The organism is Streptomyces sp. NPDC004658 (assembly GCF_040609555.1).
Taxonomy (GTDB): Bacteria; Actinomycetota; Actinomycetes; order Streptomycetales; family Streptomycetaceae; genus Streptomyces.
This window is the reverse complement of sequence record NZ_JBEXKG010000001.1, coordinates 160,241-186,120: the sequence shown is the minus strand read 5'-3', so window position 1 is coordinate 186,120 and position 25,880 is coordinate 160,241. Positions and strand designations below refer to the sequence as shown.

24 protein-coding genes, 1 tRNA gene and 1 pseudogene are annotated in these 25,880 nt (G+C 72.0%); 11 read left to right on the top strand and 15 right to left on the bottom strand.

Translation table 11 applies throughout. The annotated features are described in order from the left end of the window. Window positions 1-10: 10 nt before the first annotated feature. The 3 genes from ABZV94_RS01005 to pknB all read left to right on the top strand — a co-directional run bounded on the left by ABZV94_RS01005 (window position 11) and on the right by pknB (window position 5,136). Window positions 11-1,456 carry an FtsW/RodA/SpoVE family cell cycle protein gene (locus tag ABZV94_RS01005; RefSeq protein ID WP_356335843.1) on the top strand — a complete coding sequence of 482 codons (1,446 nt, stop codon included), beginning with the start codon at window positions 11-13 and terminating at the stop codon, window positions 1,454-1,456. Next, the gene (locus ABZV94_RS01000) at window positions 1,453-2,937 is read left to right on the top strand and encodes a penicillin-binding protein 2 (RefSeq protein WP_356335841.1); all 1,485 of its coding nucleotides are present in this window, start codon (window positions 1,453-1,455) and stop codon (window positions 2,935-2,937) included. Before ABZV94_RS01005 ends, ABZV94_RS01000 begins: the two co-directional genes overlap by 4 nt. 195 nt (window positions 2,938-3,132) lie before the next feature. Further along, the gene (gene pknB / locus ABZV94_RS00995) at window positions 3,133-5,136 is read left to right on the top strand and encodes a Stk1 family PASTA domain-containing Ser/Thr kinase (protein ID WP_356335839.1); all 2,004 of its coding nucleotides are present in this window, start codon (window positions 3,133-3,135) and stop codon (window positions 5,134-5,136) included. Between the two features lie 60 nt (window positions 5,137-5,196). Here the strand turns inward: pknB and ABZV94_RS00990 are convergent, their stop codons facing one another. From ABZV94_RS00990 to ABZV94_RS00965, 6 genes and pseudogenes are all read right to left on the bottom strand, one after another. Next, entirely contained in the window at window positions 5,197-5,952 is a 756-nt protein-coding gene (locus ABZV94_RS00990; protein ID WP_356335837.1) for a class E sortase, read from the bottom strand. Window positions 5,953-5,980: 28 nt separating this feature from the next. Further along, on the bottom strand, window positions 5,981-7,138 hold the full coding sequence (locus ABZV94_RS00985; protein WP_356335835.1) for a class E sortase: 1,158 nt from the start codon (window positions 7,136-7,138) through the stop codon (window positions 5,981-5,983). Further along, complete coding sequence (locus ABZV94_RS00980) at window positions 7,135-7,773, bottom strand: aminodeoxychorismate/anthranilate synthase component II (RefSeq protein ID WP_356335833.1); 639 nt, start codon at window positions 7,771-7,773, stop codon at window positions 7,135-7,137. Before ABZV94_RS00980 ends, ABZV94_RS00985 begins: the two co-directional genes overlap by 4 nt. After that, entirely contained in the window at window positions 7,770-7,931 is a 162-nt protein-coding gene (locus ABZV94_RS00975) for a hypothetical protein (protein WP_030609287.1), read from the bottom strand. The genes ABZV94_RS00980 and ABZV94_RS00975 overlap by 4 nt, the downstream gene beginning before the upstream one ends. An 81-nt stretch (window positions 7,932-8,012) precedes the next feature. Next, window positions 8,013-8,487 (bottom strand): annotated as a pseudogene (locus tag ABZV94_RS00970) (class E sortase); the annotation flags it as partial. A 21-nt stretch (window positions 8,488-8,508) separates the two neighbouring features. Next, window positions 8,509-9,297, bottom strand: coding sequence for a DUF881 domain-containing protein (locus ABZV94_RS00965; protein ID WP_356335832.1), 789 nt, complete (start codon window positions 9,295-9,297; stop codon window positions 8,509-8,511). 152 nt (window positions 9,298-9,449) lie between these two features. Between ABZV94_RS00965 and crgA the strand changes: the two genes are divergently transcribed. Next, a complete protein-coding gene (crgA, locus tag ABZV94_RS00960; protein ID WP_059250060.1) occupies window positions 9,450-9,704 on the top strand; it encodes a cell division protein CrgA in 255 nt (84 codons plus the stop codon). Window positions 9,705-9,953: 249 nt separating this feature from the next. Here crgA and ABZV94_RS00955 read toward each other — a convergent pair whose 3' ends face one another. Then, complete coding sequence (locus tag ABZV94_RS00955; RefSeq protein ID WP_356335830.1) at window positions 9,954-10,841, bottom strand: rhomboid family intramembrane serine protease; 888 nt, start codon at window positions 10,839-10,841, stop codon at window positions 9,954-9,956. A 93-nt stretch (window positions 10,842-10,934) separates the two neighbouring features. Beyond that, window positions 10,935-11,465, bottom strand: a complete 531-nt coding sequence (locus ABZV94_RS00950) for a peptidylprolyl isomerase (protein WP_356335828.1) — start codon at window positions 11,463-11,465, stop codon at window positions 10,935-10,937. A 274-nt stretch (window positions 11,466-11,739) separates the two neighbouring features. On the opposite strand from ABZV94_RS00950, the gene ABZV94_RS00945 reads away from it, so the two are divergent. Further along, a complete protein-coding gene (locus ABZV94_RS00945) occupies window positions 11,740-12,441 on the top strand; it encodes a DUF5324 family protein (protein ID WP_356335826.1) in 702 nt (233 codons plus the stop codon). Here the strand turns inward: ABZV94_RS00945 and ABZV94_RS00940 are convergent. After that, complete coding sequence (locus tag ABZV94_RS00940) at window positions 12,344-12,799, bottom strand: AfsA-related hotdog domain-containing protein (protein ID WP_356335959.1); 456 nt, start codon at window positions 12,797-12,799, stop codon at window positions 12,344-12,346. The genes ABZV94_RS00945 and ABZV94_RS00940 overlap by 98 nt on opposite strands. A gap of 60 nt (window positions 12,800-12,859) precedes the next feature. Between ABZV94_RS00940 and ABZV94_RS00935 the strand changes: the two genes are divergently transcribed. Next, window positions 12,860-13,693 carry a helix-turn-helix transcriptional regulator gene (locus tag ABZV94_RS00935; protein ID WP_356335824.1) on the top strand — a complete coding sequence of 278 codons (834 nt, stop codon included), beginning with the start codon at window positions 12,860-12,862 and terminating at the stop codon, window positions 13,691-13,693. A 190-nt stretch (window positions 13,694-13,883) separates the two neighbouring features. Here the strand turns inward: ABZV94_RS00935 and ABZV94_RS00930 are convergent, their stop codons facing one another. Next, window positions 13,884-14,570 (bottom strand): SDR family oxidoreductase, encoded by a 687-nt coding sequence (locus ABZV94_RS00930; RefSeq protein ID WP_356335822.1) that lies wholly within the window; start codon window positions 14,568-14,570, stop codon window positions 13,884-13,886. A 241-nt stretch (window positions 14,571-14,811) separates the two neighbouring features. Then, a tRNA-Ala gene (locus tag ABZV94_RS00925) sits at window positions 14,812-14,884 on the bottom strand. Window positions 14,885-15,066: 182 nt separating this feature from the next. Here ABZV94_RS00925 and ABZV94_RS00920 point away from each other — a divergent pair. Beyond that, window positions 15,067-15,615: a DNA-binding protein gene (locus ABZV94_RS00920; RefSeq protein ID WP_356335820.1), complete on the top strand. Its 549-nt coding sequence runs from the start codon at window positions 15,067-15,069 to the stop codon at window positions 15,613-15,615. Between the two features lie 102 nt (window positions 15,616-15,717). Beyond that, window positions 15,718-17,046: a serine/threonine-protein kinase gene (locus ABZV94_RS00915; RefSeq protein WP_356335818.1), complete on the top strand. Its 1,329-nt coding sequence runs from the start codon at window positions 15,718-15,720 to the stop codon at window positions 17,044-17,046. Here ABZV94_RS00915 and ABZV94_RS00910 read toward each other — a convergent pair. Beyond that, window positions 17,010-18,284, bottom strand: coding sequence for a hypothetical protein (locus ABZV94_RS00910; protein WP_356335816.1), 1,275 nt, complete (start codon window positions 18,282-18,284; stop codon window positions 17,010-17,012). The genes ABZV94_RS00915 and ABZV94_RS00910 overlap by 37 nt on opposite strands. 380 nt (window positions 18,285-18,664) lie before the next feature. Continuing rightward, window positions 18,665-18,793: a DLW-39 family protein gene (locus ABZV94_RS00905; protein ID WP_003999697.1), complete on the bottom strand. Its 129-nt coding sequence runs from the start codon at window positions 18,791-18,793 to the stop codon at window positions 18,665-18,667. A gap of 254 nt (window positions 18,794-19,047) precedes the next feature. On the opposite strand from ABZV94_RS00905, the gene ABZV94_RS00900 reads away from it, so the two are divergent. Together ABZV94_RS00900 and ABZV94_RS00895 are read left to right on the top strand one after the other, a co-directional pair. After that, window positions 19,048-19,440 (top strand): DUF6344 domain-containing protein, encoded by a 393-nt coding sequence (locus tag ABZV94_RS00900; RefSeq protein WP_356335814.1) that lies wholly within the window; start codon window positions 19,048-19,050, stop codon window positions 19,438-19,440. 161 nt (window positions 19,441-19,601) lie between these two features. After that, window positions 19,602-20,384, top strand: coding sequence for a glycosyltransferase (locus ABZV94_RS00895; RefSeq protein WP_356335812.1), 783 nt, complete (start codon window positions 19,602-19,604; stop codon window positions 20,382-20,384). A gap of 11 nt (window positions 20,385-20,395) precedes the next feature. On the opposite strand, the gene ABZV94_RS00890 is transcribed toward ABZV94_RS00895, so the two are convergent. Beyond that, entirely contained in the window at window positions 20,396-20,596 is a 201-nt protein-coding gene (locus tag ABZV94_RS00890; RefSeq protein WP_356335810.1) for a ferredoxin, read from the bottom strand. Window positions 20,597-20,642: 46 nt separating this feature from the next. After that, window positions 20,643-21,017: a hypothetical protein gene (locus ABZV94_RS00885; RefSeq protein WP_356335808.1), complete on the bottom strand. Its 375-nt coding sequence runs from the start codon at window positions 21,015-21,017 to the stop codon at window positions 20,643-20,645. Window positions 21,018-21,569: 552 nt separating this feature from the next. On the opposite strand from ABZV94_RS00885, the gene ABZV94_RS00880 reads away from it, so the two are divergent. Continuing rightward, entirely contained in the window at window positions 21,570-25,799 is a 4,230-nt protein-coding gene (locus ABZV94_RS00880) for a WD40 repeat domain-containing protein (protein ID WP_356335806.1), read from the top strand. Window positions 25,800-25,880: the final 81 nt, after the last annotated feature.

Here is a 25,880-nt window from a genome sequence, read left to right as displayed (position 1 = left end):
CTGTCACACGATGAGCAGTACTACGAACTCGCCGACGCACCACACGTCCACGATCGGCGCGATCGGCGCGCCGAGCCGCCGCAACACCGAGCTGGCCCTGCTGGTCTTCGCCGTGGCCATCCCCGTGTTCGCCTATGCGAACGTGGGCCTGGCCATCGACGGCCAGGTCCCCGCGGGCCTGCTGAGCTACGGTCTCGGCCTCGGTCTGCTGGCCGCCGTCGCCCATGTCGTCGTACGGAAGTTCGCCCCGTACGCCGACCCGCTGCTGCTGCCGCTCGCCACCCTGCTCAACGGGCTCGGGCTGGTGTGCATCTGGCGGCTGGACCAGTCCAAGCTGCTCCAGCAGATCCACGTCGCGGGCGGCAAGGCGACCAACCAGCTGATCTACACGGCGATGGGCATCGCGCTGTTCGTCGCGGTGCTGATCTTCCTCAAGGACCACCGCACGCTCCAGCGCTACACCTACATCTCCATGGTGGCCGCGCTGTTCCTGCTGCTCCTGCCGCTGGTCCCGGGCCTCGGCGCGGACGTGTACGGCGCCAAGATCTGGATCTCGATCGGCAGCTTCACCATCCAGCCCGGTGAGTTCGCCAAGATCGTGCTGGCGGTGTTTTTCGCCGGCTACCTGATGGTCAAGCGGGACGCGCTCGCGCTCGCCAGCCGCCGCTTCATGGGGCTGTACCTGCCGCGCGGACGCGACCTCGGCCCGATCCTCGTCGTCTGGGCGATCTCGATCCTCATCCTGGTCTTCGAGACCGACCTCGGTACGTCGCTGCTGTTCTTCGGCATGTTCGTGATCATGCTGTACGTCGCCACCGAGCGGACCAGCTGGATCGTCTTCGGTCTGCTGATGTCCGCCGCCGGCGCCATCGGCGTGGCCAGCTTCGAGCCGCACATCAAGGTCCGTGTGCAGGCCTGGCTCGACCCGATGCGCGAGTACACGCTCAGCCGCACCCCCGGCGTCGCCGGCGTCCACTCCGACCAGCTCCAGCAGGCCCTGTGGGCGTTCGGCTCCGGCGGCACCCTCGGCACCGGCTGGGGCCAGGGCCACTCCGAGCTGATCCGGTTCGCCGCCAACTCCGACTTCATCCTCGCCACCTTCGGCGAGGAGCTGGGCCTGGCCGGCATCATGGCGATCCTGTTGATCTACGGCCTGATCGTGGAGCGCGGCGTGCGCACCGCCCTCGCCGCCCGCGACCCGTTCGGCAAGCTGCTCGCCATCGGCCTGTCCGGCGCCTTCGCGCTCCAGGTCTTCGTCGTGTCCGGCGGTGTGATGGGGCTCATCCCGCTGACCGGTATGACGATGCCGTTCCTCGCCTACGGTGGTTCGTCGGTCATCGCCAACTGGGCGCTGATCGGCGTGCTGATCCGCATCAGCGACACCGCCCGCCGCCCGGCGCCCGCCCCCGCCGCCAACCCCGACGCCGAGATGACCCAGGTGGTCCGCCCGTCATGAACAAGCCCCTGCGCCGGATCGCGATCTTCTGCGGCCTCCTCGTCCTCACCCTGCTGCTGCGGGACAACTACCTCCAGTACGTCAGGGCCGACAAACTCAAGGACGACCCCAACAACCGCCGCGTCACGATCGCCCGCTACGCCACCCCGCGCGGCGACATCATCGTCGACGGCGACCCCATCACCGGGTCCGCCCTGACCAGCAAGACCGGTCTGAACGACCTGAAGTACAAGCGGACGTACAAGAACGGCGCCATGTGGGCGCCGGTCACCGGCTACGCCTCGCAGGCCTTCGGCGCCACCCAGCTGGAGTCCATCGAGGACGGCATCCTCACCGGCGACGACGACCGGCTGTTCTTCCGCAAGACGCTGGACATGATCACCGGCAAGGAGCAGCAGGGCGGCAACGTCGTCACCACGCTCAACGGCGCCGCGCAGAAGGCGGCGTACGAGGGTCTGAAGCAGCGCGGCGGCAAGGGCGCGGTCGTCGCCCTGGAGCCCTCCACCGGCAAGATCCTGGCGCTGGCGTCCTACCCGTCGTACGACCCCTCGTCGTTCGCGGGCAACACCAACGACGACGCCGCGGCCTGGAAGAAGCTCCAGAAGAAGTACGACCCCAACGACCCGATGCTGAACCGGGCGCTGCGCGAGACCTACCCGCCGGGCTCCACCTTCAAGGTGGTCACGGCCGCCGCGGCGCTGGAGAACGGCAAGTACACCTCGGCCGACGAGAAGACCGACTCGCCGCTGCCGTGGACCATGCCGGGCACCACGACCCAGCTGAAGAACGAGGGCAACATCCCGTGCGAGAACGCGACCATGCGGGTCGCGCTCCAGTACTCCTGCAACACCGTCTTCGGCAAGATCGGCGCCGACCTCGGCAACGACAAGATGCTCGCGGAAGCGAAGAAGTTCGGTTTCGACGCCGAGCAGTTCACCCCGGTCCGCTCCAGCGCCTCGGTGTTCTCGGACGACATGAACCAGTCGCAGACCGCGCTGTCCTCCATCGGCCAGTACAACACCGCCGCCACCCCGCTGCAGATGGCCATGGTCGCCTCCGCGGTCGCCAACGACGGCAAGCTGATGAAGCCGTACATGGTCGACTCGCTCCAGTCCTCCAACCTGGACCCGGTCGCCACGACCAAGCCGGAGGAGCTGAGCCGGCCGCTGTCGCCGAAGAACGCGCAGATCCTCCAGGACATGATGCAGACGGTGGTCGAGAAGGGCACCGGTACGCGGGCGAAGATCGACGGCGTCACGGTCGGCGGCAAGACCGGTACCGCCCAGCACGGCGTCGAGAACAGCGAGAACCCGTACGCCTGGTTCATCTCCTACGCCAAGCTCAGCGACGGCAGCTCGCCGGTCGCCGTGGCCGTGGTGATCGAGGACGAGAGCGCCAACCGCGACGACATCTCCGGTGGCGGCCTGGCCGCCCCGATCGCGAAGAACGTCATGGAGGCGGTCATCGACTCCAAGAAGTGACCGCCGTCGGCCACCGGAAGTGACGCCGCTCACACCTCCTTCACATCGCCGCACGTTGCGATACCGGTCCTGTATCGGGTTACGGGCTTGGCCAGGTCACACAGAGCGAGCCGGGTACGGTAGGCCCGGATGGCAGCCTCCGGTCGCGCACAGGGGTGCGCGGCCGAGACCGACGGAGAGGGCTGGTAGGTAGCTATGGAAGAGCCGCGTCGCCTCGGCGGCCGGTACGAGCTGGGCCAGGTGCTCGGCCGCGGTGGCATGGCGGAGGTCTACCTCGCGCATGACACCCGGCTCGGCCGCACCGTGGCGGTGAAGACGCTGCGCGCGGACCTCGCGCGCGATCCGTCCTTCCAGGCCCGGTTCCGCCGGGAGGCCCAGTCGGCCGCCTCGCTCAACCATCCCGCGATCGTCGCGGTCTACGACACGGGTGAGGACTACATCGACGGAGTCTCCATCCCGTACATCGTGATGGAGTACGTCGACGGCTCCACGCTCCGCGAGCTGCTGCACTCCGGCCGCAAGCTGCTGCCCGAGCGCGCCATGGAGATGACCATCGGCATCCTCCAGGGCCTGGAGTACGCGCACCGCAACGGCATCGTCCACCGCGACATCAAGCCGGCCAACGTCATGCTGACCCGCAACGGCCAGGTCAAGGTGATGGACTTCGGCATCGCCCGCGCCATGGGCGACGCCGGCATGACCATGACCCAGACCGCGGCCGTCATCGGCACCGCCCAGTACCTCTCCCCGGAGCAGGCCAAGGGCGAGCAGGTCGACGCCCGGTCGGACCTGTACTCCACCGGCTGTCTCCTGTACGAACTGCTGACCGTACGGCCGCCCTTCGTGGGCGACTCCCCGGTGGCCGTGGCCTACCAGCACGTCCGGGAGGAACCGCAGCCCCCCTCGGTCTTCGACCCCGAGATCACGCCCGAGATGGACGCGATCGTCCTCAAGGCACTGGTCAAGGACCCCAACTACCGCTACCAGTCGGCCGACGAGATGCGCGCCGACATCGAGGCGTGCCTGGACGGCCAGCCCGTGGCGGCCACCGCCGCGATGGGCGCGGTCGGCTACGCCGGCTACCCCGACGACCAGGCGACGACCGCCCTGCGCTCGGAGCCGGCGGGAGCGACCACCATGCTCCCGCCGATGAACCCCGACGACGGCGGCTACGGCTACGACGAACGCCCGGACCGCCGCCGCCAGCAGAAGAAGTCCAACAGCTCCACGATCCTGCTGGTGGTCGCGGGCCTGCTGGTCCTGGTCGGCGCGATCCTCATCGGCATGTACGCGTTCGGCGACAAGGGCGCGGGCGACGGCAAGGTGCCCGTGCCGTCGTTCGTGGGCCAGCCGGAGAAGACGGCCCGCAAGATGGCCGAGAACGTCGACCTCAAGGTGACCGTCACCAAGAAGGCCTGCGAGGACCAGGCCACGGGCAACGTGTGCTCCCAGAACCCGGATCCGGGCCAGAAGGTCGAGAAGAACAGCACGGTCGACCTGGTGGTCTCCACCGGCGCGCCGAAGGTCACCGTGCCGGACGTCCGCGGCATCCAGTTCGACCAGGCCGAGGCCCAGCTCAAGGAGAAGGGCTTCCAGGTCGAGAAGAAGACCCAGGTGTCGACCCAGACGCCTGATGTCGTCATCACCCAGGACCCGGCGGGCGGCAGCAGCAAGGAGAAGGGCACCACGATCACCCTCACGGTCGCCAAGCCGGAGGAGAAGGTCACCGTCCCCGACGTCACCGGCAAGTCCTGCGACGAGGCGAAGGCCGAACTCCAGGCCAAGGGCCTCGCCCCGACCTGCAACGACACCCCGGTCTCCGACCCGGCGCAGGACGGCAAGGTCCAGAACACCAACCCGCAGGCGGGCCAGCAGGTCTCCAAGAACACGCCGATCGCGGTCAACGTCGGCAAGGCGCAGGAGCAGCAGAAGACGCAGGTCCCGGACGTCCGTGGCCGCACGGTCGCCGTGGCCCGGCAGATGCTGAACGCCGCGGGCTTCACGAACATCCAGTTCGCCCCGGGCAGTGACGGCAGCGACACCGCCTTCGTCATCGGCCAGGACCCGAAGCAGAACGAGAAGGTCGACGACCCGGCCGCCACCACGATCACCCTGACGACCACGGGGATCAACGGGAACAACGGCGGCGGCAACAACAACAACGGCGGCGGCGGTTTCTTCGGCGGCAACAACGGCTGACGCGTCCCGCACACACGTGGGCCCCTGCCGGGACTTCCCGGCAGGGGCCCACGTGTCACGTCACCGCAGTTCCCTCGGCGGCGTCCGCCGGGCGTCCACCTTCTCCACCCGGACCAGCTCCCCCCACACCACGTACCGGTAGCGGGAGGTGTAGACGGGGGTGCAGGTCGTCAGGGTGATGTAGTGCCCCGGCTTCCTCCTGCCGGACTCCCTGGGGACGGCCGAGAGGACCTTGACGTTGTACTTCGAGGTCTCGGGGAGGACCGAGTAGACCTTGTAGACGTACCAGTCGTCCCGCGTCTCGAAGACGATCGGGTCGCCCTTCCTCAGCTTGTCGATGTTGTGGAACTTGGCGCCGTGGCCGTCCCGGTGGGCGGCGACGGAGAAGTTGCCGTCCTTGCCGGTGGTGGGCAGCGTGGCCTTGACCGGATCCGTGTAGTAGCCGGCCACACCGTCGTCGAGGACGTCCGTGCCCGTGCCCTTCTCGACCAGCACCTCGCCGTTGTGCATCGCCGGCACGTGCAGGAACCCGATGCCGTCCTTGGTGTCGAGCGCGCCGGGATGGGACTGCTGCTGCTCGGCCCAGTGTTCGCGCACCTTGTCGGCCTGCCGGTCCGCCTTGCGGTCCGCTATCACGTTCGTCCACCACAGCGAGTAGACGACGAACAGGCCGAGCAGCACGCCCGCCGTGATGAGGAGTTCCCCGAAGACGCTGACCGCCAGCGCGATCCGGCCGGGGCGCCGGCGCGGGGCCGGTTCCGGATCCGGTTCGGACGCGTCCGTGGTCTCTTCGGTCTCGTCGGCGGTCGCTGCCACTGTGTCCTCTGCCCTTACTCGATGAGCCCTACTCGATGAGCGCGTCCGGCTTGCCCTTGCTGCGCGGGCGTTCCTGGACCATCTTGCCCCAGACGATCAACCGGTACTTGCTGGTGAACTCCGGCGTGCAGGTGGTGAGGGTGATGTAGCGGCCGGGCCGGGTGAAGCCGGAGCCCCGCGGGACCGGGTCCAGCACGCTGGTGTTCGACGGCGGGGTCACCGGAAGCATCGAGGTCACCTTGTACACGAAGTAGGTGTCCTGCGTCTCGACCACGACCGCGTCGCCGGGCCTGAGCCTGTTGATGTACCGGAAGGGCTCACCGTGCGTGTTGCGGTGCGCGGCGAGGCCGAAGTTGCCGGTCCTGGCGTCGGGCATCGCCGTCTTCAGCGGGGCCTCGCCGTAGTGCCCGACCATGCCCTTGTCGAGCACCCTCTTGTTGCTGACGCCCTCCGCGATGGGCGCGACCACGTCCAGCTTCGGGATGTGCAGGATGGCGAAGCCCTGCCCCGGTTCGAAGACCCCCGGATTGCGCTTGCCGCTGGCCCAGTCGTCCTGGAGCTGGTGCGTCTCGCTGCCGGCCTGCGCGTGCGCACGGACATTGGTCCACCACAGCTGGTAGGTGACGAACAGCAGCATCAGGACGCCGGTGGTGATGAACACCTCGCCGATCGCCCGGCTCGCGACGGTCGCCGGGCTCGGCTTGCGCAGCCGGGCCTGCCGCCGGGCCTCCACCCGGCTCAGAGGCCGCTGCGGGTCCCGCCCCGCAGGAGACGCCGCGGCGTCCCGGGCATCCCGGGCATCCCTGGCCCCGCCGTGCCGCCCACCACGCCGCTTGGCGGCCTTTCTCCGGGCCGCACGGCCGCCGGGTGTGACTTGGGTGGCGGAAGCGGCCGACGAGGCCGCAGACGCCCTTGCACCCCTCCGTGCGGTGTCGCTCTGCGCGCCGTACCCCGCCGGCCGCGGGATCCGCAGCGCCATCGTCTCCTCGTCGACGGGAGGCAGGGGTGCCGTGAGGTCCTCACCGACCGGAGGCGGCGGCGCCGTGAGGTCATCCTCGGTCAGCCGGGGCATCGGAGCCGTCGGCGGATCCTGCCGCCGCCCGGCGTACGGCCGCGCACCGCCGGAGGACTCGTACGGTCTGCCGCCGTCGTACAAGTCCTCGCGCTCGGGGCGCAGCGCGGTCACGCCGTGGCCCTGCCCACCACCGGGGCGAGCCCCGCCGACCTCGCAACGGCACCTTGGTCGCCGCACTCCGCCAGCCAGTTCGCCAGCATCCGGTGCCCGTGCTCGGTCAGCACCGACTCCGGGTGGAACTGCACGCCCTCCACCGGGAGTTCACGGTGGCGCAGGCCCATGATGATGCCGTCGTGCGTGCGGGCGGTCACCTCCAGCTCGGCCGGGACCGTGGCCGGTTCGGCGGCCAGGGAGTGGTAGCGGGTCGCCGTGAAGGGGGAGGGCAGGCCCGCGAAGACGCCCTTGCCCTCGTGCTCGACCAGCGAGGTCTTGCCGTGCAGCAGCTCGGGCGCCCGGTCGACCACACCGCCGTACGCCACCTGCATCGACTGCATGCCCAGGCACACCCCGAAGACCGGCACGCCGGTGGCCGCGCAGTGCCGGACCATGTCCACGCACACGCCCGCCTCCTCCGGGGTCCCGGGACCCGGCGAGAGGAGGACGCCGTCGAAGCCGTCCTGGGCGTGCGAGGTCGACACCTCGTCGTTGCGCAGGACCTCACACTCCGCGCCCAGCTGGTACAGGTACTGGACGAGGTTGAAGACGAAGCTGTCGTAGTTGTCGACGACGAGAATCCGCGCACTCACTGGTTGTCCACCGTCACATCGTTGAAGGGCAGCAGCGGTTCGGCCCACGGGAAGACGTACTGGAAGAGGACGTAGACCACGGCCAGGATCAGTACGAGGGAGATGAGGGCCTTCACCCACGCGTTGCCCGGCAGATGCCGCCAGATCCAGCCGTACATGCCGTCCCTTGCCGTCCCTTCCGTATCCCTACGGCACCAGACCCACGCCGTACGTCACCAGACTAACGGCGCAGAGCGCTCGGTCAGCGTCAGATACCGGCCCGGACGCCTGTACCCGGACTTACGGGGGACAGGGTCGATCACCTCGACGTCGGTCGGAACTGTTTTGTATGGGCCTTTGTCGATCCGATACGTGAACCAGGTGGTCCCGTCCGTGAGCACCACGACGTCACCCGGCCGGAGCGGGGGGAAGTCCTTGAAGGGGTCGCCGTACGTCCGCCGGTCGCCCGGCCACCGCGAAATCACCCGTCTGGCCGAGCCGCGCGGTACGCGCGTAGTGGCCGAGCCCCTTCTTCAGGGTGCCGGTGCCCTCCAGCACCGGCTTGTTCCACGTGAAACCGAGCCGCGGGATATACATGATCGCGAAGGGTGCGCCGGATTCGTACCTCTGATCGGCCTGCACACCCGTCCAGAACAGCGCATGGACGACGAAGAGCACGATCAGGGTGCCGACGGTGACGCACAGCTCGCTGACGGTCCTGACGATCACGCGCACCGGCGGCTCCCGGACGGACGTCTATCCCACTGGCTTCGCGTAGTGCAGATCCACTGTGCCGGAGTAGCCGGGAAGAGTCACCGTCCCGTCGTCGGTGACCTTCCAGCCGAGGCCGTAGACGTTGACGTAGACCATGTAGGTCTGGATCGCCTTGCTCGCGGCGAGCGCCTGCTTCAGCCGGTCGGGGTCCCCGACCGCCGTGATCTTGTACGGCGGCGAGTAGACGCGGCCCTGGAGGATGAGGGTGTTGCCGACGCAGCGCACCGCGCTGGTGGAGATCAGCCGCTGGTCCATGACCTTGATGCCCCGGGCGCCGCCCTGCCACAGCGCGTTCACCACGGCCTGGAGGTCCTGCTGGTGGATCACCAGGTAGTCGGGCTGCGGCTCGGGGTAGCCGGGGAGCTTGGCGGTGGCGTTGGGCGGGGCGTCGTTCAGGGTGACGGTGACGGCCTCCCCGGTCAGTTTCCGGGTGCCCGCGCTCTTCTCCAGCCGGCCGAGGTTCTCGTCCTCGGCCCTGGTGCTGCCGTCGTCGCTCTCGGCCAGCGACTCCACGCTGTGGCGCAGGGTCGCGTTGGACTCGTCCAGCTCCTTGTTCTTGCGGCTGCGCTGCTGGATCAGGTCGGACAGCTTCAGCAGCGAGCCGTCCTGGCGGATGTCGGTGCCCTTGGCCGTGTTGAAGCTGGTGAAGAAGATCAGCCCGGCGAGCGCGAAGACGGCCGCCGTGAGGATCCGCACGGGCCGCACACGCGGTCGGCGGACAGGGCCCGCACCCGTTGATCCCGTCCCGGGGGAGTCGGCAGAATTGCTCAACGTACCCTTATCTCCTTCGGCGCCACGGAAGCACTACGCTAACGGACGCCCGGGGGAGCACACAGAGTCGTCATGTTGGCCCCTTGTACGCTGCCCCGAGCCCGACCCAGTTACCTGCGCGGCCACGCAGCGCATCGACAGGAGAGACCCTCGTGCCGAAGTCACGTATCCGCAAGAAGGCCGACTACACGCCGCCGCCGGCGAAGCAGGCACAGGCCATCAAACTCACCAACCGCGCGTGGGTCGCGCCCGTGATGCTGGCCATGTTCCTGATCGGCCTGGCCTGGATCGTCGTCTTCTACGTGACCGACGGCTCCCTGCCGGTCGACAGCCTGGACAACTGGAACATCGTCGTCGGCTTCGGCTTCATCGCCGCCGGCTTCGGTGTCTCCACGCAGTGGAAGTAGCTCTGCCCAGGGCTATCCACCGAGTTATCCACAGGCCAGGGGTGCTGTCCACAATCACCCTGGGGAAAAGAAACTACGATCTGTGGATAACTCATCGGGCGTTGACGCCGGTGTGACCGGCCAACCGATCCACAGACATCTGTTCGCCCCCTGTCCGACCTGCGGAAACACATCCGAGCGACAGGGGGCGCAGCTGTGTCCGCACGCCGTGCACAAGATCCGGCACAGCCTGTGGACAACGGTTCGGTCTCAGGTGAGCTGAGCGGTCCTGACCAGGGCCAGCGCCACCGACAGCACCAGGACGACGGCACAGGTGCCGTACTGCACCAGCGCCCGCTTCTCGCGCGGCGCGTGGACCATCGCGTACCCGGTGACGACACCGGCGACGAGCCCGCCGATGTGCGCCTGCCAGGCGATGTTGCTGAACCCGAAGGTGAAGATCAGGTTGATCACCAGCAGCGCGATGACCGGGCGCATGTCGTAGTTCAGCCGGCGCATCAGCACGGCGGTCGCGCCGAAGAGCCCGAAGATGGCGCCCGAGGCACCGAGCGACGAGGTCTGGGGGGAGGCGAGCAGATAGGTCAGCGCGCCGCCGGCCAGGCCGGAGACGAAGTAGACCGCCAGGTAGCGGGCGCGGCCGAGGGCCGCTTCGAGCGGGCCGCCGATCCACCACAGGCTCAGCATGTTGAAGCCGATGTGCCAGTACTCCTGGTGCGTGAACATCGACGTCACGAAGCGGTACCACTCGCCGCCGGCGACACCCGAGGTCGGCGTGAACGGCTTCGGGGGCCAGGCGCCGTAGAGCACCAGGTGGTCCAGCAGGGAGCTGTCGGCCTGGACGGCGATGAACACCGCGAGGTTGATCCCGATCAGGATCTTGGTGAGCAGGCGGGGGTCGGCCGTGACCGTGCCCCCGGCGACCGTGCGCGGCCGGGCCGCCGCCGGTGCGTGCCCCGTGCCCGAGCCCTCGCGGACGCACTCCGGGCACTGGAAGCCGACCGAGGCACTGATCATGCACTCCGGGCAGATGGGCCGGTCACAGCGCGTGCAGCGCACCCCGGTCTCGCGATCCGGGTGCCGGTAGCACACGGGGACGCTCCGGGCGGCGCCCTGCGCGCTCCCTGCGGCCTGGTCCATCAGATCCCCTTGTTCGTCTGTTCGTCGTGTCCGTCCCGACGGTACCGTCCCGCCTCGCCCATCCTTACGGACGAGCGGGGTGTTTGGTTCCCCTCAGGCGTCGCGCGTCTCCACCACCACCGTCTCCAGGACGACGGCGGCCAGCGGACGGTCGTTGCGGCCGGTCGGCACGCTCGCGATGGCGTCTACCACCTTCTGGGACGCCGGGTCGGTGACCTCGCCGAAGATGGTGCACTTACCGTTCAGCCAGGTGCTCGGGGTGACGGTGATGAAGAACTGCGAGCCGTTGGTGCCCGGTCCGGCGTTGGCCATGGCCATCAGGTACGGGGTGTCGAAGGCCAGGTCCGGATGGCACTCGTCCTCGAAGCCGTAGCCGGGCCCGCCGAGGCCGTTGCCCAGGGGATCGCCGCCCTGGATCATGAACCCGCTGATGACGGAGTGGAAGACCGTGCCGTCGTAGAGCGGGTTTCTGCTCTTCTCGCCGGTGCCCGGGTGTGTCCATTCGCGTTCGCCGCGGGCCAGCTCGACGAAGTTTCTGACCGTGACGGGGGCGTGGAGGGGGAAGAGCCGCACCTCGATGTCGCCGAGGGTGGTCTTCAAGGTGGCGTACAGCTGCTCGGCCACGATCTGCCTTCCGTCGTCGTCCGCCGCGACACTCCGATCCTTCCACGGTCCGCTCCGCGCGTCGCCGGGCGGCCGTGACTTCCGCCGGGTGAGCGGCGCGCGCCGGTGATTCGTGGCAATGTCGACCACAAGCCCCCTTGCCCTGAATCAGGGCCGGAGGGGTCGACGGGGCACCCATATGCCCGTCCGCACATGCCACACCGGCCGCGGACAGGCATGATCCGTAAAAGGGTGGAAAGTCGAAATACCGTACGCCACCGAGGAGGAGGAACCCGTGACCCGCATCGACAGCGTGCGCGCCGCGACCGGCTCGGCGAAGGACAGCGTGCTGCACGCCGCGGAAGTGGTGGCGCCCTACGCCGACACGGCCAAGGAGCGTGCCGCGTACTACGCGCAGGAGGCACGCGTACGGCTGGCGCCCGTGGTGTCGCAGGCCGCAGAACAGGCCCGCGTGCAGTACGACGCCCGGCTCGCCCCGCGTCTGGAGCAGGCCCGCACGCATGTACCGCCGAAGGTGGACCTGGCCGCTCAGGAAGCCGCCGTCCGTACCCGGAAGGCCGCCCGGCAGGCCGCCGCCTACTCACGTCCGAAGCTGGAGCACGCCGTGGCCGCGGCCGCTCCGGTCCGCGACGAGGCCGCAGCTCGCGGTGCGGCGGCGCTGGCCGCGCTGCGGGGCCAGGTCTCGGCCCAGGACATCCAGAAGCTGGCCCGGCGGAACGCCCGGCGCTCCCGGACCGGCCGCACCCTGAAGGTGGTGGCGGTGCTGACCGCTCTGGCGGGCGGCGCCTTCGCGGCCTGGAAGTGGTGGGACAAGCAGGCCAATCCGGACTGGCTGGTCGAGCCGCCGGCGGCGACGGAGGTGCCGGACGAGGGCCGCATCACGTCCGTGGACGGCAGCGACGCGTCGGCCCTGGATCCCGAGGTGCAGGCGAAACAGGCGCAGGACGACGCGGTGGACCGCGACGACGAGGTCTGAGCGCCTGGCAGGCACCGGGACGGACACGAGAAGACCCTCCGGCCGTGATCGCGGCCGGAGGGTCTCGTCGTGCGGGTGGCCGGGCGGTGCCGCGGGGGCCGGGCGCCCCGGCAGTGCCGGCCCGTGGCGGATCACCCGTCGGGGGCGTGGGCGCCCCAGACCTCGCGCAGCGCGTCGCAGACCTCACCGACCGTGGCAGCGGCGGCGGCCACTGCGTGTGCGCCACGTAGGTGCCGGCCTGCCGGCAGCACTCGGTGAGCAGCTGCGCGTCGTAGCGTGCCGTCGGGGTGTCCTGGTCCGGGAAGTACGGGTGCGACAGCGGCAGTTGGGCACCGATGACGCAGGTGTAGGACCACACCGGCCCCGGCACAGGCACCGTTTAGGCTCGTTAGCGGGTACCGACGAGCAGGGGGATCAGGTGACCACGCAGGAACAGCGGCGCGAACTCGCCCAGTTCATCCGCAGCCGGCGGGAGCGGCGCAGGCCCGAGGACGCCGGACTGCCCGTCGTGGGTCACCGGCGCACACCGGGGCTGCGGCGCGAGGAGGTCGCCACGCTCGCCGGCCTCAGCATCACCTGGTACACGTGGCTGGAGCAGGCCCGGGAGATCCGGGTCTCGCGGCAGGTCCTCGGCAGCCTCGCGACGGCACTCGGCCTGGAGCCGGTCGAGCGCGACCACCTCTTCCGGCTGGCCGGCGAGGTGCCGCCCGGCGACACGCCCTCCCGCCCCGAACTCCCCGAGCAGTACGAGCTGCTGCTCACCCACCTGAACCCGAACCCGGCGTTCATCGTCAACCGGCGCTTCGACATCCTGGCCTGGAACCAGGGCTGCGAGCTGCTCTACGGCGAACTGGGCGCGCTGCCCGCCGAGCGTCGGAACGTCCTGTGGCTCACCTTCACCTCTCCCGAGGTGCAGGCCATGTCGCTGAACTGGGAGGAGGAGGCCTCCCACACCCTCGCGCTGTTCCGGACCCAGGTCGGCGAGCGCATCCTCGACCCCGACGTCGTCGAACTCCTCGACGCCCTGGAGCAGGCCAGCCCGGACTTCACCCGGCTGTGGCAGCTCAAGGAGCTGGCACCGTTCGTCCCGAAGCCGCGCACGGTCAACCACCCGCGGCTGGGGGTGATCGAGCTGGAGTACATCAAGATGCATGTCGCGGACGACGACAAGACCCTCGTGTCGTACCTCGTGAAGCCGGGCTCGGACCTGGAGCAGCGCATGGCCGGCCTGCTCCGCGAACGCGACGGCTGATCCGGCGCCGTCCGCGGCGGACACGGCGACCGCGGGCACGGCGACCGCGAGCCCGCACTGGCGTCGCTCCGGCGGGAGTGCGCCACTTACCGGACCGAACGGGCGGAAGAACACGGCGCCCCGCCGGAGGAGTTCCGGTGGGCGCGTCCGGGCCCCGGGGGATGGGGCCCGACCCTCGGAGCGGTACGGGTCAGGCGACGGTGTAGCCTCCGTCGACCGGAAGGACCGTGCCGGTCACGTACTCCGCTCCGACCAGGTAGGCGATCGCGTCCGCCACCTCGCCGGGCTTGCCGACCCGCTTGATCGGCAGGTCCTGCGACATCGCGGCGAACTGTCCCTCGCGCGCCTCCTCGGGCACGAACGACCACCAGGGGGTGTCCACGGCACCCGGCGCCACCGCGTTGACGCGGACCGGCGCCAGCTCCGCCGCCAGCGGCGGGACGATGCGCTCGGTGGCGCCGTTGACCGCGGCGAACGTCACGGTGCCCGGGGCGGCGGCCCGCGCGGTGGCCGCGGACACCATCGTGACGGAACCGGTGACCTGCGCCTTCTGGAGGGCGTGCAGGTAGGCGAAGAGCTTGCCGTCGAAGGCGCCCCTGATGTCGGCGAGGCCCAGGGAGGCCAGCGGGCCGAGGCCGAGCGCGCCCGGGCTGAAGGCGAGCACCAGGTGGTCGAAGGCACCCGTCCGCTCGAAGAACCCGGTCACCGCCTGCTCGTCGGTGCCGTCCACCTGCTCGGCGGCGGCGACCCGGTCCTTCACCGCGGCGAGCTTCCCGGCGTCGCGTCCGGTGACGATCACCTCGGCGACGGCCGCGGTCAGCTTCTCCGCCGTCGCCAGGCCGATGCCGGACGTCCCGCCCATGATCACAACACGCATCACTGCCTCCCGTCGTTCACCGCTTGCCCGACCGATCCTGGGCGGCCCGCGAGGCACCAGCCAGATGCGCGTTGTGCTGGTGGTGTCGCCACCAGGCAGCGGCAGCCGTGGAAGTCGGCGTCCTGGTCCCCGGCATGACCGACCCCTCGGGCGCCCCGCACGCGAGGGCGGCGCCCCTGCTGTGAGGGCAAGAAAAGCCCCTCCGACCGCGTTTCCACAGGTCAGAGGGGCTCGTGAGAAGTGGAGCCTAGGGGAGTCGAACCCCTGACATCCGCCATGCAAAGACGGCGCTCTACCAACTGAGCTAAGGCCCCGGGAGGGTGCGACCGGCCGGAGGGATCACCTTCCGGCGGGCGCCGCAGACCAGAGTACCGGGTCACCCCCCGTATCCCGCAAAAAGATTGGGGGTCCCCGCGGATGACCACTCTCCGTAAGATGCTCGACGTGGTTCGCTACAGCGAACCGCGGTTTTCAGGGGAAGCGATGGGGAGACGCAATGGACGCCGCACAGCAGGAAGCCACCGCCAGAGCGCGGGAGCTGCAGCGGAACTGGTACGGGGAGCCGTTGGGGGCGCTCTTCCGTAAGCTGATCGACGATCTCGGGCTGAACCAGGCCCGGCTCGCGGCGGTCCTGGGCCTGTCCGCGCCGATGCTCTCGCAGCTGATGAGCGGCCAGCGCGCGAAGATCGGCAATCCGGCGGTGGTCCAGCGGGTGCAGCTGCTGCAGGAACTGGCGTCCCAGGTCGCGGACGGCAGCGTCAGTGCCGCCGAGGCGACCGAGCGGATGGACGAGATCAAGAAGTCGCAGGGGGGCTCCGTGCTCAGCAACACCACCCACACCACGAACAGCTCGGGTGCGCCCACGGTCAAGCGCGTGGTGCGTGAGATCCAGTCGCTGCTGCGCTCGGTGGCCGCCGCCGGTGACATCATCGACGCCGCCGACACCCTCGCCCCGAGCCACCCCGAACTCGCCGAGTTCCTGCGCGTGTACGGCGCCGGCCGCACCTCCGACGCGGTCGCGCACTACCAGTCCCACCAGAGCTGACCGGGCGGCCGGTTCGGGTGGGGGCCCGGGCCGGCCGGACGCGGGATGCGTACGGCGGGGGTACGGGGGGTTCGTCGGACCAGGGGAGGAGCGGCGGCTGCCATGGGTGAGGTCTTCGCCGGCCGGTACGAGCTGGCCGACCCGATCGGGCGCGGTGGTGTGGGCGCCGTGTGGCGTGCCTGGGACCACCGCCGCCGGCGGTACGTGGCCGCCAAGGTTCTCCAGCAGCGCGACGCCCACTCCCTGCTCCGCTTCGTCCGCGAGCAGGCGCTGCGCATCGATCACCCGCACGTCCTCGCCCCGGCCAGCTGGGCCGCCGACGACGACAAGGTGCTGTTCACCATGGATCTGGTGGCCGGCGGCTCCCTGGTCCACCTGGTCGGCGACTACGGCCCCCTGCCACCGGCGTTCGTGTGCACGCTGCTGGACCAGTTGCTGTCCGGGCTCGCCGCCGTCCACGCCGAAGACGTCGTCCACCGGGACATCAAGCCGGCCAACGTGCTCCTCGAAGCCACCGGCACCGGCCGGCCCCGGCTGCGGCTGTCCGACTTCGGCATCGCCATGCGGCTGGGCGAGCCCCGGCTGACGGAGACCAACCTCGTGGTGGGGACGCCCGGTTACCTCGCCCCCGAGCAGATGCTGGGCGCCGAACCCGACTTCCCGGCCGACCTGTTCGCGGTCGGCCTGGTCGCCCTCTATCTCCTGGAAGGCGCCAGGCCCGACGCCAAGGCGCTGGTGCGGTACTTCCTGGAGCACGGAACACCCGGCCCGCCCAAGGGAGTTCCGGAGCCGCTCTGGCAGGTCGTCGCGTCCCTGCTCCAGCCGGATCCCGCGGACCGGTTCCGCACCGCCACGGGGGCGCGCAAGGCGCTGGCCGCCGCCGCGGAACTCCTGCCGGAGCCCGGTCCGGACGACGAGCTCATCGAGATCTTCGACCAACTCGGGCCGCTGCCGCCCGGGTTCGGCCCCGACGGCCCGCTCGGGCGGGCCTCCGGTGTGGCGTCGGACCTGGTTCCCGACGGGACGGACGCGTCCGAGGCGGCGGGTGAAGCGCTGCGGGACGGGACGGTCGAGCGCCTCGACGGCGGGCCGGCCGGCCGGGTTCCGGGCTCCGCGGCGCGGGCGCGTACGACACCCACCTCCACCGGTTCCCTCTCGGACACCGGAAGCTTCCGCCTGCCCCCACCCCAGCCCCCGGTCCCCGTACCGGCCCCGGACCCCCGTGTCGACACCGCCACCGCCGCCTACACCGCCCGCGACCCCCAGACTCCGCCGCCCTCACCACCCCCTGGCACCCCCACCCGCGCCCGGGGACGCCGGGCACGGCGCGCGGCCCGGCGCCCCGGTCCCCCCGCCAGGGCCGCGATCCCCCTCCTGCTCCTCGCCCTCGCCTGCTACGCCGTCGGCTTCTGGGCCCTGGCCCGGGTGTGAGCCCGTCGGGCCGTCGCGGTCCAGCCGCCGAGGAGCAGCAGCAGTGCGGTGCCCGTGCCGATCCCGCCGACGGCGATCAGCCGCATCGCCCGGTGGTCGGCCCCGTCCCCGCCGGTCCCGGTCAGCGCGGCCTCCCGGTCCTCGTCGGTGACCGTGAAGACGTCGGGCGGCGTGGGCCGGCCGGCGTACGCGGGCGCCGCCTGTGCCCGTCCGCCCAGCCGGACCCGCAGGGTCACCCCGAACGGCCCCTGTCCGAAGGTGCCGGCCAGCTGTGTGCTCAGGTGCAGGACCAGGTAGTACTCGCCGGCGAAACGCACGGAGGTCACCCCGGCGGGAACGGCGTACCGGTTGGTGTACTCCACCGGCGGGAGCGGTGCGAGGGCGGCGGACCTCGGGGCGCCGGTGTAACCGAGGGAGGCGTCGTCGACGTACCCGCGGACGGGGTTGTAGAGGGTGAGGTCCAGGGCGCCGCCGACGTAGCCGTGGCCCGGGGCGCCGTCCAGGTCGGCGGAGGCGTGCAGGTGCCGGCCCCAGTCCAGCGGCACCTTGTAGAACCGGGTCTCGCCGGGGGTGAGACGGGTGCGCCAGATCCCTTGGCCCACCGGGCGCGCGGTGGCGAAACCGGTGCCACCGGAGCGGTCCCTGGGGGTGCCGGTGAGGGGTTCGGGTGTGGCGGAGTCCCAGGTCGGCGGCGCGGTGGCGGGCCCGGCCTTCGCGAGGCCGGGTTCGGTGGCGGGTGCGATCTCCAGGTCCCACGGGCGGGGCGAGGCCGCCGCGCCGGAGCCTTCGGCGTCGAGGCGTTCCACGAGCAGGTAGTACGTCCCGCCGCCCTGGCACAGTGCCTTGCCGGCCTCGCGCTGGGCCAGGGCCGTGACCGGACGCGGGCTGAGCCCGGCGCCGATGCGGGCGGAGGCGTAGGAGCAGGAGGTGCCGTCGGCGTCCCGGAGCGAGACGCGGATGCCGTCGGTGGCGGAGACGGTGGCGTCCGCCGGTGGTACGGCGGTGACGGGGACGTACGCCGTGTCCGTGGCGGTCAGACGCAGGCGGTAGTAGAGCCGGCCGTCGCGTGGCAGGGAGCTGCGGTAGGTGCGGCCGGGGTCGAGCGGGACGGCGTCCGTGGTGCCCTGTGTGCCCGCGACGGTCCGGGCTCCGGGGGTGAACGCGTACGCCCCCGGGCGCGGGTCGGCGCCGGCCGGCACGGCGAAGGCGGCGCAGAGTCCCAGCAGCAGCACGATCACGGCACCCCGGGCGGCGACGGCCCGCCGCCGCGGCCCCGCCCCCGCGGGACACGCCGCCGACCATCCGGCCGGCCCCGCCCCCGCCGCCGTACCGCCCGCTCGGCCCCGCACGCGCCGCACCCCCAGTCGTCGGACGGGCCCGCACCGGACCGGCGGACCGCAGGCCCCATCCTGCCCCGGCCGGCGCTGCGCCATCCGGGCAACGCGTACGCCCGTCCGAAACGCCCGGGACCGTCCGGCACCGTCCGCCCGGCGCGTCTACCCCACCCGCCGGGACCCCGCAACACGTAGCCCCGCGAGGTCCCCGCGCGACAGGGCCGGGAAACGCGAAACCCCGACCGCGCAGGCGGCCGGGGTCGGTACAGATCGGGTATCGGGACTCACGAACCCGTGGGCACGGAGTCAGTCGCCTCCGTCCACAGATCCTGCTCGGCGCGATCCGCCTGGATCTGGCGGTACACGAGGAGCCCGCCGATGGCGGCCAGTGCGACCAGGAGCAGCTTCTTCACCGCGCGACCTCGTCTTTCCTTGACGTAGGGGACCTCTGGCGCCCGACTATACACACCGACCGATATCGATCGGTGACCTGCGTCGGGGCCCAACTCCCGCCCCGGCAGCGGCAGAGGTTCTTCGCCCCCGTGCACCCGTCCGAGTGGTGTTGATCTGAACATCGACGCGCCACGGGCGTCGGTCCACCACTTCCCGGCCCACATACACATCATGAGGAAAGTACGCAAATCGCCCAACCCGAAAGTGAGGGGCCATGACCGCCCAGAACAAGGTCATGAAGCTGTGGACCGCCATCGTCACCGCCTTCCTCGCGCTGTGCACGGCGCTCGGACTCGTCTCCGCCAGCACCACGACCGCCGCCGCGGCCGCACCCCGGACCGAGACCCCCAGCACCGGCACCGGCACCGCGCAGCGCACCACCCCGACGATCCCGGCGATGCGCCACTGGGCCTGGTCCCGTGCCAGGGCCCTGCCCCCCACGATGAAGCAGCGGATCCGGGCCGAGGCCCACGGCAAGACGCCCAGCTGCCGCCACCGCCCCCTCGCCGAGACGCAGACGGACACGCAGACGGAGACGCAGGCGCGGGTACCGGAGCAGTCGACCAGGGCCCACGACCACCACCTCTCGGACTCCCTCGACTGCTGATCCCTCCCCCACCGCAGTACCGCAACGTCTCGACCGCACGGCGACTTGCGTACGCACCAGTCGACACGGAAACAGACCCCCGGCCGGGTTCGGCCGGGGGTCTCGCGCTTTTCCCGGTAGGTCATCCTCGTACGGCAACGACCCGCACCCCACGAAAGGTGGTGAGCGCTGCCGTGAACCGGCGCGTCACCGTAGTCACCGCTGTCCACGGCCCGTCCGCCCGGTTCCTGCCGGACGCGTACACGTCCCTGTGCGCGCAGCGGCTGCCCGCCGGCTGGGAGTGGGAGTGGGTCGTTCAGGAGGACGGCACGACGGACACCGTCCGCCCCCATGTCCCGGACGACGCCCGCGTGAGCTTCCGCCAGGGCCGGCCGGGCGGGCCCGGGGTCGCCCGGACGATCGCGCTGGCCCGCGCCGGGGGCGCGTACGTCAAGGTGCTGGACGCCGACGACCAGCTCCTGCCGGGTGCGCTCGCCCGCGACCTGGCCGTGCTGGAGGCGGACCACACCGTCGGCTGGACGACGTGCCGCGTCCTCGACCTGCTGCCCGACGGCTCCACGGCCGCCTTCCCCGGCGATCCCGCCGAGGGCCCGATCGAGCGCGGAACCGTCCTGGACCACTGGAAGCGGAACGACTTCCTGGCCCCGGTCCACCCGGCGAGCCTGTGCGTACGGCGGGAGCTGCTCACCGCGCTGGGCGGCTGGATGGCGCTGCCGGCCTCGGAGGACACCGGTCTGCTGCTGGCGCTGGACGCGGTGAGCCGCGGCTGGTTCTCGGCGGAGCCCGGTCTGCTGTACCGCAAGTGGGAGGGCCAGGTCACGGCACGGGCGGCCCATGTGGACCCCGCCGAACGCGAGGCCCGCATGGCCGTCGCGGAGGCCCGGGCGCGGGCGCTGGCCGCCTTCGGCTGGACCTATCCACCGGCACCCGCTGCCGCTCGCTGACGACGGCCGCGCTACTCGGTGAGCACGATCGCCTGCGAGGGGCACTTCTCGGCGGCCTCCAGGACCGCCTCCCGGGTCCGCGGGTCCTCGGCCGCGTCCGCTGCGCCGGGCCGTACGACGCCGTACCCGTCCTCGAACGCGAACACGGCCGGCGCCCGGTGCGCGCACTCGGCGGAGCCGTAGCACAGGGAGCGGTCGACGGCGACCTTCATCTGTCCTCCAGTCGTGGGCGGTGCCCTCCGGGTGACCTTCAGGACGTCACTGCCCGGCCGCGCCCCTGCCGAACCGGACCGCCCGGCCCACCGGGGGCTGTCGCGGTCCGCCCGCCGCCGCGAGCCAGTGGGCCACCCGGCGGACCGTCGGTTCGTCGAGCCGGTCGGCCAGGGCGCGGACCGCCTGTTCGTCCTCGGGGCCCAGGTCGTACAGACCCGCCTTGCCCAGCCCGGCCATGAGCACCTGGTGCGCCGGGCGGGTTCCGGGGGGCCGGGCGCGGGCCGCTCCGGGCGCGACCGCCACCTCGTCCCCGCGCGCCCGCGCGGTCCGGGTCATGTCGTCGACGGCGTACAGCACGGGAGCGCGGCAGGGGGACTCCGCGCCGACCGTCCAGGAGTCGCGGGCGGGCTCGTGGAACATCGCGACCCAGCGTGGTTCACCAGGCGGTCGCGGGCACCGGGGACGCTGCTTCTCCATGGCACTCACCCCTTCCGGAACGACGGGCGAGCGAACCGTAGCCGACGGACCGTCAGATTTCCAGGTTCCCGCCCGTCCGGCACCGGTCCCTCCCCTCGTGGGGACCGGTGCCGAACGGTGCGGGGCTGTCGACCCACGCCAAGTCGGCGGAGCGGCGCGGGTCGAAGGACGGGGACGGTTTCCGGGGGTACGCGGGGCGACTCGGGCGGGGCGGGCGTACGTGCGGGGTGTGCGGGAGGCTCACCCGGCGGGCGCGACGCGAGGTGGCCGACTTTGACCGAGAACGTTCGGTGCCATGGGCGGTCTCTCCGAGCGCTGAGCCGGTGGCCTGTCCGGACGGTGTGTGACGGATCCGATACCGGGTTCGGATCCTGCCATCTGTCGCCGCCGCAGAGGAGGTTCCGGTCTCCGGTCCGGCCCTTAACCGCAGGTCAGACGTATAAGGTGAGTTTTCCGGTCCGGACGTCGCACGCGGAGGAAGTAAGGGGTGGGACCTTGAGTTCCGACTCAGGGGCACGCACAGCCTTCGCCGAGCGCCTCGCGCTGCTGTACAAGGAGGCCGGAAACCCTCCCCTCAAGAGCGTCGCCGAGGCGGTCGTACGGCTGCAGCGGACCGATGAGCGCGGCCGGCCGGTACGGGTGTCCGCGCAGCGGATCAGCGACTGGCGCCGGGCCAGGAACGTGCCCGCCCAGTTCGCCGCCCTCGCGGCGGTCCTGCACATCCTGATCCCGGAGGCGCGGCGCCTGCGTCCCGCCCCGGTCTCCGCCGGCCTGTACGACCTCGCCCACTGGCAGCGGCTGTGGGAGCTGGCGGTGGCCGGACCCGCCGGCGACCGGCCCGCGCCGCCCCCGGAGGAGAACCGGCGGCCCCCGGCCCAGGCCCCGCCCGTCGCCGGTGGCGTGTGTCCGTACCGGGGGCTGGCCCCCTACCGGCGGGAGGACGCCCGGTGGTTCTTCGGCCGGGAACGGAGCACGAAGGCCCTCGTCGCCCAGCTCCGCGCGGCCGAGCGATCCGGTGGGCTGGTCATGCTGGTCGGCGCCTCGGGAGCCGGGAAGTCGTCCCTGCTGAACGCCGGCCTGGTCCCGGCGGTCCGGGGCGGGGCCCTGGGCGCGGCCGGCCGGGGCGGGGGCGCGGAGGGGACACCCACCGGAAGCACGGGAACGCCCGCCGGAGGTCTCCCAGGCCGGGTCCCGTCACCTCCGCCCCTGACCGCCCGCTCCGAGGAGCCCGCCGACCGCTCCGCCGACGCACACCCCGCCCCTCCCGGCGACCACTCCTCCGACCACCCCGGCGACCGCTCCCCGGACCACCCCGCCGATCCGCCCGGACCCGTCCTCCAGCTCGTCCCGGGTGCCGATCCGCTGGGCGAGCTGGTCCGCCGCATCCCCGGTCTCGCCGCCGTCGCCGCCGACGCCCGCAGGGCCGAGCGGGAAGCGGCACGGAACCCGGCGCTGCCGGGCTGCGACGCCCCGTACATCGCCCCGGCCGTGCGCGAGGCCGTCACGGCCTGGGCGGACCGCGCGACGGCCCCGGACGACAGGCCGGTCGTCATCGTGGACCAGTTCGAGGAGACGTTCACCCTCTGCCCCGACGAGGCGGACCGGCGCGTCTTCATCCACTTCCTGCACGCCGCCTGCACCCCGCCCGCCGGCTCCGCCGGGCCCGCGCCCGTCCGCGTCGTCCTCGGCATCCGCGCCGACTTCTACGAGCAGTGCCTCGGCTACCCGGAACTGGCCGACGCGCTCCAGCACCGGCACATGGTGCTCGGCCCGCTGACCAGCACCGAACTGCGCGAGGCGGTGACCGGTCCGGCCAAGGCGGTCGGGCTGGAGCTGGAGCCGGGGCTCGCCGAGCTGATCGTGCGCGAGGTGAGCGCCGACGGTCCGCGCGGCGCGCACGACGCGGGCGTGCTCCCGCTGCTCTCGCACGCGCTGCTCGCCACCTGGCAGCGCCGGAAGGCGGGCCGGCTGACGCTGGCCGGCTACCGCGCGGCGGGCGGCATCCAGGGCGCGGTCGCGGCGACCGCCGAGCGTGCCTGGTCCGGGCTGGACCCGGCGGCCCGGACCGCCGCCCGGCTGCTGCTGCTGCGGCTGGTCCGGCTGGGCGAGGACACCCAGGCCACGCGCCGGCGCGGCACCCGGCGGCAGCTGGCGGAGGAGTCGTCGGACCCCGGCAAGACGGAGGAGTCGCTGGAGGCCCTGGTGCGGGCCCGGCTGGTGACGCTGGACGCGGACACCGTCGAGATCACCCACGAGGCGCTGCTGCACGCCTGGCCCCGGCTGCGGCACTGGATCGACGAGGGCCGGGGCGACCATCTGCTGCGCCAGCGGCTGGAGGAGGACGGCCGGGCCTGGGAGGACTCGGGCCGGGACAGCTCGCTGCTGTACCGGGGGTCGCGGCTGGAGCAGGCCCGCAACTGGGCCCGGTCGGCCGGGGACACCTACCTGACCCGCAGCGCGGTGGAGTTCCTGGCCGCCTCGGTACGGCTGCGCAAGCGGTCGGTGTGGCTGAGCCGGGCCGCGGTGGCGGCGCTGGTGGCGCTGGCCGTGCTCGCGGCCGGTACCGCGGTGATCGCCTGGAAGCAGCGCGACGACGCCGTGTTCGAGCAGGTCCTCGCCGAGGCCGACCGGGTCCAGCACACCGACCCGTCCCTGGCCGCCCAGCTCGACCTGGTCGCGCACCAGCTGCGCCCCGGGGACGAGGGCACGTACAGCCGCCTGATCTCGATCGTGAACGCGCCGCTGGCCACCCCGCTGTCCGGCCACACCGGCGCCGTCTACCTCACCTCCTTCAGCCGGGACGGCGCCACCCTGGCGACGGCCAGCTTCGACCGCACGGTCCGGCTGTGGAACGTCACCGACCCGCACCACCCGGCGCCGCTCGGCGCCCCCCTGACCGGCCACACCAGCTGGGTGAGCAGTGCCGTCTTCAGCCCGGACGGCCGCACCCTGGCCAGCGCCGGCGACGACGGCACGGTCCGGCTGTGGGACGTCACCGACCCCGCGCACGCCCGCCCGCTCGGCAAGCCGCTCACCGGCCACCAGGGCACGATCTACCTGGTCGCCTTCAGTCCCGACGGGCGCACGCTGGCCACGGCCGGGGAGGACCGCACCGTGCGGCTGTGGGACGTCACCGACCCGCGCCGGCCCGGGACCCTCGCCACCCTGCGCGGGCACAGCGCCGCGGTGCGCTGCGTGGCGTTCGCCCCGGACGGGCGGACCCTCGCCACGGGCGGCGACGACGACACCATCCGGCTGTGGGACGTGTCCGCGCCGCGCCGGCCGGAGCCGGTCAGGACACTGCGCGGGCACACGGACCTCGTGCACTCGGTGGCCTTCAGCCCCGACGGGCGCACCCTGGCCAGCGGCAGCGCGGACGACACCATCCGGCTGTGGAACGTGGCCGACCCGGCCCGCGCCGCGGCGGTCGGCCAGCCGCTGACCGGCCACACCGGCCCCGTCTGGTCGGTGGCGTTCAGCCCGGACGGCGGCCGGCTCGCCGCCGCGAGCGCGGACAGCACGGCGAGCCTGTGGAACGTCAGCGATCCGGCCTCCCCGTCCCAGGTCGGCGAGCCGCTCGCGGGCAGCAGCGGCGAGATGTACGCCCTGGGGTTCCGCCCGGACGGCCGCACCCTCGCCACCGGCAGCGGGGACGGCAAGGTGCGTCTGTGGTCGGTCCCGACCTCCGACATGATCGGCCGGGGCGGGGCGTTCCGCCCGGACGGCCGGGTGCTCGCCACGGCCGCCCGGGACGGCAGGCTGCGGCTGTGGAACGTGACGCGGCCCGACCGGCCCGTCCTGCTCGGCGAGCCGTTCATGCGGGCCGACGGCGACCAGCGCTCCCTCGTGTTCTCCCCCGACGGCCGCACGCTCGCCGTCCTCACCGGCGTCCGGACGGTCCACCTGTGGGACGTCACCGACCCCGCCCACCCGGTCACCGCCGGCTCCCCGCTGCGTCTGCGCACCCGCTTCATGGGGCCCGACGCGCTGGCCTACAGCCCGGACGGCCGCACCCTGGCCACCGCCTACGACGACCGCACCGTCCAGCTGTGGGACGTACGGAACCCGCACCGCCCGGCCCCCCTCGGCACCCCCCTCACCGGACACCGGGGCTACATCAACAGCCTCGTCTTCAGCCCGGACGGCCACACCCTGGCCAGCGGCAGCGCGGACGGCACGATCCGGCTGTGGGACGTCACCGACCCCGCACGCGCCCGCCCGCTGGGCACGCCCCTCACCGAGCACTCCGGCCCGGTCAACGCGCTCGCCTTCGACCCGGACGGCCACACCCTGGCCAGCGGCAGCGACGACGACACGGTCCGCCTGTGGAACACCACCGACCCCGCCCAGGCCGGACCTCTGGGCAAGCCGCTCACCGGTCACACCGAGGCGGTCACGTCCCTGACGTTCAGCGCCGGCGGACGGACCCTGGCCAGCGGCGGCAACGACAACACGGTCCGCCTGTGGAACGTCGGCGATCCCGCCGCACCGACGGCCATCGGCCAGTCGATGAGCCCCAACGCCAAGACCGGCAACTTCCTCGTCTTCAGCCCCAACAGCCACGTCCTCGGCGTCTCCAGCGGCACCGACACGGTCCGCCTGTGGAGCCTGGACGCCGACACGGCGATCCGCCACATCTGCTCGGTGACGCGGGGCGTCCTCACCCCCCGGCGCTGGCACGAGTACCTGCCGCGCCTCGGCTACGACCCCCCGTGCGGTCGATGATCGGCCAACCTGCCCGATTCCCCCCGGACTTGCCCCCACACAACCGACAACCTTGTTACCCTTGGCCATAGCCCGATCGCT

Coding starts and splice junctions, on each gene's coding strand:
- ABZV94_RS01005 (WP_356335843.1), top strand. CDS start 11: ATGAGCAGTACTACGAACTCGCCGACGCACCACACGTCCACGATCGGC.
- ABZV94_RS01000 (WP_356335841.1), top strand. CDS start 1,453: ATGAACAAGCCCCTGCGCCGGATCGCGATCTTCTGCGGCCTCCTCGTC.
- pknB (WP_356335839.1), top strand. CDS start 3,133: ATGGAAGAGCCGCGTCGCCTCGGCGGCCGGTACGAGCTGGGCCAGGTG.
- ABZV94_RS00975 (WP_030609287.1), bottom strand. CDS start 7,931: ATGTACGGCTGGATCTGGCGGCATCTGCCGGGCAACGCGTGGGTGAAG.
- ABZV94_RS00955 (WP_356335830.1), bottom strand. CDS start 10,841: ATGGACCAGGCCGCAGGGAGCGCGCAGGGCGCCGCCCGGAGCGTCCCC.
- ABZV94_RS00930 (WP_356335822.1), bottom strand. CDS start 14,570: ATGCGTGTTGTGATCATGGGCGGGACGTCCGGCATCGGCCTGGCGACG.
- ABZV94_RS00920 (WP_356335820.1), top strand. CDS start 15,067: ATGGACGCCGCACAGCAGGAAGCCACCGCCAGAGCGCGGGAGCTGCAG.
- ABZV94_RS00915 (WP_356335818.1), top strand. CDS start 15,718: ATGGGTGAGGTCTTCGCCGGCCGGTACGAGCTGGCCGACCCGATCGGG.
- ABZV94_RS00900 (WP_356335814.1), top strand. CDS start 19,048: ATGACCGCCCAGAACAAGGTCATGAAGCTGTGGACCGCCATCGTCACC.
- ABZV94_RS00890 (WP_356335810.1), bottom strand. CDS start 20,596: ATGAAGGTCGCCGTCGACCGCTCCCTGTGCTACGGCTCCGCCGAGTGC.
- ABZV94_RS00885 (WP_356335808.1), bottom strand. CDS start 21,017: ATGTTCCACGAGCCCGCCCGCGACTCCTGGACGGTCGGCGCGGAGTCC.